This window comes from Veillonella sp. 3_1_44, assembly GCF_000163715.1.
Classification (GTDB): Bacteria; Bacillota; Negativicutes; order Veillonellales; family Veillonellaceae; genus Veillonella; species Veillonella parvula_A.
The window spans coordinates 480296-486711 of record NZ_GG770199.1; the positions used below are offsets into that span (position 1 = coordinate 480296).

Here is a 6416-nt window from a genome sequence, read left to right on the forward strand (position 1 = left end):
ACACATCTATTTACGCACTATATTTAAAGCCCCGTTAATAAGTCCAAACATTACATAGCCAGCAAAAATCATAACGGCCCATGTATGCCAATCATACACGAGACAAGCTACAACAAATATGGCTGTGAGTACAATAGAAAGTTTATTGATATAAATCTCACTTTTACCTTTAAAATCGGGATATTTAACTTCACTAACCATAAGGAGACCTATACCAATCATACAAACTACCAACACAAATTGAGGTACCGATACGCCACACAATACGTAAGTCGCCGCTAAACATCCAGCGGCTGGAATTGGTAAACCTTCAAAATAGCCATGAACTTCGTCAGTTTTAATATTAAATCGCGCTAAACGAAATGCACCAAGCACTGCAAAAGCTAATAGTGGCACATATGCAATCCATCCTAAACCATTTAATTCTTTCATATAAAGCATATAGGCAGGCGCTACACCAAATCCCACTACATCAGACAGAGAATCAAGTTCCCGGCCCATTGGTCCTGCAACGTTTAAAGCTCTTGCTACACGACCATCTAACCCATCTGCTACTAGAGACAATAATATACATATAGCTGCGCAGAAGGTATTATTTGTAGCAGACAACGTAATACCAAGAACACCAAATGCTAAATTTGCACTAGTAAATAAATTTGGAATAATAGATTTATTCATGTCGTAACCTCCCGATAACAGTATCACCGCCTGTAATATGTTGACCTTTTTCCACGAACAACTCTACATCCTTATCCATATAGAGCTCAGTACAGGAACCGAACTTAATCATCCCGTACAACTGACCGCGTTCAAGTACACTATCTAGGTCTGTCCAAGATACGATACGTCTTGCTAAAAGGCCCGCAATTTGCGTTACTAATACGGAAGTACGATCATTTTCAATACAAATAGTATGACGTTCATTTTCAAAACCTACATCATCTTTGAATGCTGGTAGGAAACTACCCATCGTATAGTGACGGTACGTAATTTTACCATCAATAGGCGCACGATTAGCATGCACGTCAAAAACAGATAAGAAAATAGTTACTTTTTTACACTCTTTATGTAAGTAAATATCTTCGTATACATCAGTAATATCCATGATTTTACCGTCCGCTGGGGATAAAATCAAATCTGGATCTTGAGGGATTACACGTTTAGGATTTCTAAAGAAATTGACGAAAAATAATGCCAGAATAAATGAAATAATCGCAATTACATAATGTCCTAAATATCCTAACACCACAGTGATAATGAGCATAGCTCCTATCAGAGGAAACCCTTCCTTAATTATTGGTCCTGTAGGCACGATTCAACACTCCTCTATTTATTTCTAATAACGGTCCACATAAACTTTGGAATAGCCAACATACGGCCAATCCGTTGAGGTTCTAAATATAATCGATACAACCATTCAAGTCGATTTCGTTGCATCCATTCTGGGGCCCGAGGAATATTACCTGCCAAGACATCAAAGGAACCACCAATTCCAATGGCAACTACGCCATCGAGGTGACTCAACTTTTCTGCAATCCATTGTTCTTGCTTTGGCACACCTAAGGCAACAAATACCAATTTTGCCTTAGATTCAGCTATAGATTTAATGATTTCTTGTTCCTCTGCACTATCAAAGAATCCGTCATGAATTCCTGCTATATTTAATGCACCTACCTGAGCAGATACATTACCAATCGCTCGTTGAGCAACACCAGGTGCCGCCCCCAAGCAGTATACAGGAATTTGATGAGTCGCCGCAACTTTAAACAATTCCATAGTTACGTCTACACCTGTTACGCGTTCAGGCACATGTTCTCCTTGACGCTCTGCAGCCCACAAAATGCCAGCCCCATCGGGAACGACGAGACTAGCATTATTCAATATGGAGTGCAATGTAGGATTTTCATTAGCCAACATAACCATTTCTGCATTAGCCGTTGCTACTAAATGTAGCCCCGGCTGTTCAGTTAATTGTAAAATACGTTGGACTGCCTCATCCATTGTGACACAATCGATAGGCACAGATAAAACAGAAATACGTTTATTCAATGTAATACTCCATTATCAACCACTATAATTTGGTGCTTCAACGGTAATGCTTACATCATGCGGATGACTTTCTTTCAAACCAGCCGCTGTAATTTGAATGAATTGAGTGTTTTCAATCATTTCTTGGATGTTATGACATCCACAATACCCCATACTTGCACGCAAACCACCAACCATTTGGAAAATTGTATCGGCCAGCATACCTTTATATGGTACACGACCTTCTATACCTTCAGGAACTAATTTCTTAGCTTCTGTTTGGAAATATCGATCTTTACTACCGAGTTTCATAGCCCCTAGACTACCCATGCCTCGATATACTTTATAAGAACGGCCTTGATAAATCACTGTTTCTCCAGGGCTTTCATCAGTACCCGCTAAAATATTACCCATCATAACTACATTAGCACCAGCCGCAATAGCTTTAGCAATATCTCCAGAATATTTAATCCCCCCATCAGCAATGATAGGAACTCCATAGCGACGCCCCACTTGAGCAGACTCATAGACTGCTGTGATTTGAGGTACCCCAATGCCAGCAATGACACGAGTTGTACAAATAGAACCAGGTCCTATACCAACCTTAACTGCATCAGCTCCGGCTTCGATAAGAGCCTCAGTGCCTGCTGCAGTTGCCACATTACCTGCAATTACAGGAATGTGAGGATACGCTTGTTTAATGTCCTTCAACGTACGAAGAACACCTGCAGAATGCCCATGGGCAGTATCAACAATAATTACGTCAGCTTTAGCAGATACAAGCGCATCAAGTCTATCATACAAATCTTGAGAAACACCTACTGCAGCACCAACTAATAATCGGCCACTACCATCCTTTGCTGCATTTGGATATTTAGTCGCTTTTTCAATATCTTTAATCGTAATTAAGCCTTTTAAGTTACCGTCGCCATCTACAAGAGGTAATTTTTCAATACGATGTTCGCTTAAGATAGCTTTCGCCGCTTCAAGAGATGTACCTTCCGGTGCAGTAACTAGGGAATCTTTTGTCATACATTCCCCAATTTGTCGGCTTAAATCAGTTTCAAAACGCATATCGCGATTTGTAATGATTCCTACTAGTTTACCATGTTCTGTGATAGGTACACCAGAAATTTTATATTTTTCCATAAGTTCTGCTGCATCGGATAGTAAATTTTGAGGGCTTAAGAAAATAGGATCAACGATAACACCGTGTTCAGAGCGTTTTACCTTGTCAACTTCATGAGCTTGCTCTTCAATAGACATATTTTTGTGGATAACGCCAAGACCTCCTTCACGAGCCATTGCAATCGCCATCCGTGATTCAGTAACCGTATCCATCCCAGAACTAATCATAGGAATATTTAATGTAATATCACGAGTTAATTGAGTTTTTAACTCTACTTGATTAGGCAGTATATCCGAAGCTGCTGGTATTAATAATACATCATCAAAAGTTAGTCCACGCATACCGAATTTATCGTCTCTCATATTTCTTTCCTTTCCGTATAATAAAACAAAACTACGACCCGCCTAGTCCCTATGGACTAGGCGGTCAGTCGTAGCCTTAGCGTTCAGACCGCAAAATGCCGCCTTCCATATAATCGTCTTTTTTCATATCTACGAAGATAACTTTTACTGCATCAGCAGGAACATTTACGATATCAACCGCAGCCTTTGTAATTGCTTCACCTAATTGTTTCTTTTGTTCTTTTGTACGCCCTTCGACGAGCTCTACATGAATAATTGGCATATTAACCTCCATAGATGAAAAAATGAAATAAATTGTTTGTTCTATTATACGGTATGAAGGACATATAAACAAGGAAAAAAAACAGATAAAATCTAATATTATCGATGCTTATATACTTATTAATCCTACCTCTTAATTATACAATATTCTTAGAAATTTTTCACCAAATCTTTTTTCTAATTCTTCTTTCATGATAGATTCTAATTTTTCTATTCCGAATTGATTTGCAAAATCTAGCACATCCTTGCGAGCCTTTACTAAAATCTCAATATCTTTGATGATATTAGCAACGCGCAAATCAGGTAGTCCTGATTGAGCTAATCCAAACAATTGACCAGATCCACGAATCAATAAATCTTGCTCTGCAAGCTCAAATCCATCCTGGATTTGTTCCATCAACTTTAAACGCTCTTGACTTACATCATTTTTAGAATCACTAACAAGAATGCAATAGGACTGATGAGCGCCACGACCTACACGGCCCCGCAGCTGATGTAGCTGAGACAGGCCAAATCGTTCTGCCCCTTCAACGCACATAATGGTCGCATTTGGCACATTAACACCCACTTCTATAACTGTTGTGGAAACAAGTAATAAAATTTCACCCCTATGGAAGGCATTCATCACTTCATCTTTTTCACTCGGCTTCATACGACCGTGAACGAGGCCCACTTCATAGGCCTTATAAAAGTACTCTTTTAATTCTAGATACAATTCCTCAGCAGCTTGCAAGTCTAATTTTTCGGATTCTTCTACAAGAGGGCACACCACGTAGACCTGACGCCCTTCCGCCATTTCCTTACCAAAGAAAGTGCGTAATCTCTCTTTATAAGAACTATCTACAGCATATGTTTTAACAGGTTTTCGCCCTGGTGGCATTTCTTTAATTAAAGATACTGCTAAATCTCCATATACGGATAATGTCATGGTACGAGGGATTGGTGTAGCCGTCATGATAAGTACATGAGGATATGTTCCCTTCTGTTGCAATCTCGCCCGTTGATCTACACCAAAGCGATGTTGCTCATCAATGATAACAAGGCCTAAATTATGGAAATTAACCCCCTCTTGGATAAGAGCATGCGTTCCAATAATCATTTGGATTCTGCCATCTGCTAAGCCCTCATAGATGCATTCTTTCTCTTTTTTCGTAGAGGATCCCGTTAATAATTCTATGGTAATACCTAAATTAGCACATACAGTTCGTATCCCTTCGTAATGTTGAGCCGCTAGAATCTCCGTAGGGGCCATCAATGCCCCCTGATACCCATTTTCAATGGCTTTTAATAAACTCAAGGTAGCCACAATAGTTTTACCAGAGCCTACATCTCCTTGCAACAAACGTTGCATAGGTCGTTCATCTTCCATATCAATACGAATATCCTCTAACGCTCGTTGTTGATCACCTGTTAAAGAAAACGGTAAATTCTCTATACACTGAGCCATTAGTTCCCCATTTGGTCCCATTTTAGACCCTCTATGGCATTGTTCTTTATTTCGCAACAAAGCTAAACCAGCTTGCATGACGAACAACTCTTCATAGGCCAATTGATAACGAGCCTTTTCATAGAGCTCTGAGGAGTCTGGGAAATGCATCATCTTAAAAGCATCATAGCGACTCATATAATGATGATCTTCACGAACCTCCACAGGTAAAATCTCTGGCAATTCATGGTTAGCTGCGAACCAATTACGTACAGTTGAACGAACCACAAACTGAGATACCCCATCAGCAAGCGCGTAAATAGGAACGATACCTCGATCTGGTTCACCACCGTCTCCTAAGTTTTCCATTTGCGGTGTATTCATTTGCATGTAACCATATTGAAACTCAGCCTTACCATATGCATATATACGCTGTCCTTTTTTGTAAAAGTTCTTTTTATATCCTTGATTAAACAAAACAATCTTCAAAGGTCCTGTACCATCTGCAATAACGACCTCTAAAATAGACAATCGAGGGCGAGGGCGTTTTTCTTGTACTGCAATAACAGTACCTACGACACCACCTGTCATACCTGATTTTAAATCACCAATACTATAAATCGTACGGCGGTCTTCATAGGTTCTAGGGAAGTAAGTCAATAAGGATGTAACATTAGTAATTCCCAATTTATGCAATTGTTTCTCGCGACCAGGACCAATTCCTTTTATAGTCGTCAATCGTTCATCCATAAAAACTCCTTTAAATATACGATAAACACATGAGATATATCCAATTTCTGTATATCCTTGTGTAAAAGTCCATTTATATCTTAGAATATGATATATAGTATACCTTATATTGTAGTATATTTCATAAAAAGAGCAATATGTACGACAAAAACACTTGCTTTAAGCTATTCTTTATGATAATATACTTTTGTTATGTTATAGATTAAGCTTGGAGGTGGAAACTATGGCAAACCTTTGCGAAGTATGTGGTAAATCCACATCTAGCGGTATGAACGTGAGTCATTCTCACATTCGCACAAGAAAAACTTGGAAACCGAACATTCAAAGAGTACGGGCGGTTGTAGACGGTGCTACAAAAAAAGTAAACGTATGCACTCGCTGCCTTCGTTCTAATAAAGTTACACGCGCGTAAAATAAAAAGTACATGTACTCTTTGGGGTTCTAGAGCCCCCAAAAAAAG

The 6416-nt window shown here is 39.2% G+C and carries 7 protein-coding genes; 1 reads left to right on the top strand and 6 read right to left on the bottom strand.

Annotation, left to right across the window (positions count from 1 at the left end):
* Positions 1-6 precede the first annotated feature (6 nt).
* From pssA to recG, 6 genes are all read right to left on the bottom strand, one after another.
* The gene (gene pssA / locus HMPREF0873_RS02235; RefSeq protein ID WP_038125386.1) at positions 7-678 is read right to left on the bottom strand and encodes a CDP-diacylglycerol--serine O-phosphatidyltransferase; all 672 of its coding nucleotides are present in this window, start codon (positions 676-678) and stop codon (positions 7-9) included.
* On the bottom strand, positions 671-1312 hold the full coding sequence (locus HMPREF0873_RS02240; protein ID WP_008714073.1) for a phosphatidylserine decarboxylase family protein: 642 nt from the start codon (positions 1310-1312) through the stop codon (positions 671-673). Before HMPREF0873_RS02240 ends, pssA begins: the two co-directional genes overlap by 8 nt.
* Before the next feature lie 14 nt (positions 1313-1326).
* A complete protein-coding gene (locus HMPREF0873_RS02245) occupies positions 1327-2049 on the bottom strand; it encodes a WecB/TagA/CpsF family glycosyltransferase (protein WP_008714075.1) in 723 nt (240 codons plus the stop codon).
* A 15-nt stretch (positions 2050-2064) separates the two neighbouring features.
* On the bottom strand, positions 2065-3519 hold the full coding sequence (guaB, locus tag HMPREF0873_RS02250) for an IMP dehydrogenase (RefSeq protein WP_004696085.1): 1455 nt from the start codon (positions 3517-3519) through the stop codon (positions 2065-2067).
* Positions 3520-3595: 76 nt separating this feature from the next.
* Positions 3596-3781, bottom strand: a complete 186-nt coding sequence (locus HMPREF0873_RS02255) for a 4-oxalocrotonate tautomerase (RefSeq protein WP_004696087.1) — start codon at positions 3779-3781, stop codon at positions 3596-3598.
* A 132-nt stretch (positions 3782-3913) separates the two neighbouring features.
* Positions 3914-5956, bottom strand: a complete 2043-nt coding sequence (gene recG, locus HMPREF0873_RS02260; RefSeq protein WP_008714077.1) for an ATP-dependent DNA helicase RecG — start codon at positions 5954-5956, stop codon at positions 3914-3916.
* Positions 5957-6179: 223 nt separating this feature from the next.
* On the opposite strand from recG, the gene rpmB reads away from it, so the two are divergent.
* Positions 6180-6368 (top strand): 50S ribosomal protein L28, encoded by a 189-nt coding sequence (gene rpmB / locus HMPREF0873_RS02265; RefSeq protein ID WP_008601135.1) that lies wholly within the window; start codon positions 6180-6182, stop codon positions 6366-6368.
* Positions 6369-6416: the final 48 nt, after the last annotated feature.

What these genes read in the sequence shown, in the direction of transcription:
- pssA (WP_038125386.1), bottom strand. Translation starts at nt 678, where the DNA reads ATGAATAAATCTATTATTCCAAATTTATTTACTAGTGCAAATTTAGCA.
- guaB (WP_004696085.1), bottom strand. Translation starts at nt 3,519, where the DNA reads ATGAGAGACGATAAATTCGGTATGCGTGGACTAACTTTTGATGATGTA.
- HMPREF0873_RS02255 (WP_004696087.1), bottom strand. Translation starts at nt 3,781, where the DNA reads ATGCCAATTATTCATGTAGAGCTCGTCGAAGGGCGTACAAAAGAACAA.
- recG (WP_008714077.1), bottom strand. Translation starts at nt 5,956, where the DNA reads ATGGATGAACGATTGACGACTATAAAAGGAATTGGTCCTGGTCGCGAG.
- rpmB (WP_008601135.1), top strand. Translation starts at nt 6,180, where the DNA reads ATGGCAAACCTTTGCGAAGTATGTGGTAAATCCACATCTAGCGGTATG.